Below are 1,164 nucleotides of genomic sequence, written 5' to 3' on the forward strand. Positions count from 1 at the left end.
CATGGTTGACACTTTTGGGCAACCCAACGCCCGAATCCATCCATGCCCTGGAATGTAAAAGACACCATGAGCCTCAGACAGGAATTCGTCAGTCTGGCAGCCGCACAGAGCCTGCCCTTCAGTGAGCTGTGCCGGCGTTTCAACATCAGCCGCCAGACCGGCTACAAATGGCTTGAACGCCATCGCGACGAAGGCCCGGCGGGTCTGGCCGACCGCTCGCGCCGTCCGCATCACAGCCCCACGCGTTCGCCGGATCCGCTCGTCGAGCGTGTACTGGCGCTGCGTCGGGAGTACGGCTGGGGCGGACGAAAGATCGAGCGGCGCCTGCTTGACCTGGGCCACACGCAGGTTCCGGCACCTGCCACCATCACCGAAATCCTGCGCCGTCACGGGATGATCCCCGCGCGTGAATCTGCGCAGCGCCAGCACTGGCAGCGCTTCGAACATGAGCACCCGAACTCGCTCTGGCAGATGGATTTCAAGGGCGATTTCCAGACCCTGGAGAGCGGGCGCTGTTCGCCGCTGACGGTCATCGATGATCACTCGCGCTTCAATATCGTCCTCAAGGCATGCTCGCGCACCACGACCGAAATCGTGCAGGCCGAACTGCAGCAGGCGTTTCGCTGCTACGGGCTGCCTGCGCGCATCAACACGGATAACGGCGCGCCGTGGGGCTCGCCCAGCGCGCCCGGACAGCTCACGGAGCTGGCTGTCTGGCTGATCAGGCTGGGCGTGCATGTGAGCTATAGCCGGCCTCACCACCCGCAGACCAATGGCAAGGATGAACGCTTTCACCGCTCGCTGAAGGCCGAGGTGCTGCAGCGGCACGCCTTCACCACGCATGAGCATGTCCAGCAGGAGCTGAACCGGTGGCGTCAGGTCTACAACAGCGAGCGTCCCCATGAGGCGCTCGGCATGGCCACGCCGTTGACACGCTACCGGCCCAGTCCGCGCGCGATGCCGGAGCAGCTGCCCGAGCCTGAATATGGCCCGGGCGATGAGGTGTTGCTGGTCAATTCGAGTGGTCTGGTGCGCTTGCGGGGGCAGAAACTGAAGCTCTCGATTGCGCTCAAGGGGCTGCGCGTGGCGGCCCGTCCAAAGGACGACGAAGACGGTGTATTCGAGCTCTGGTTTGCCCATCACCGTGTCGCGACACTTGACCTG

Annotated in this window: 1 protein-coding gene; it reads left to right on the forward strand. The window is 64.0% G+C overall.

The window, feature by feature from the left end; translation table 11 throughout:
• Positions 1–42 precede the first annotated feature (42 nt).
• Positions 43–1,164 (forward strand): IS481 family transposase (locus tag M3I56_RS40590; protein ID WP_254358672.1); only part of this gene is annotated, 1,122 nt, incomplete at its 3' end.

The sequence above is a fragment of the Paraburkholderia sp. CNPSo 3281 genome, from assembly GCF_024206515.1.
Lineage (GTDB): Bacteria > Pseudomonadota > Gammaproteobacteria > Burkholderiales > Burkholderiaceae > Paraburkholderia > Paraburkholderia nodosa.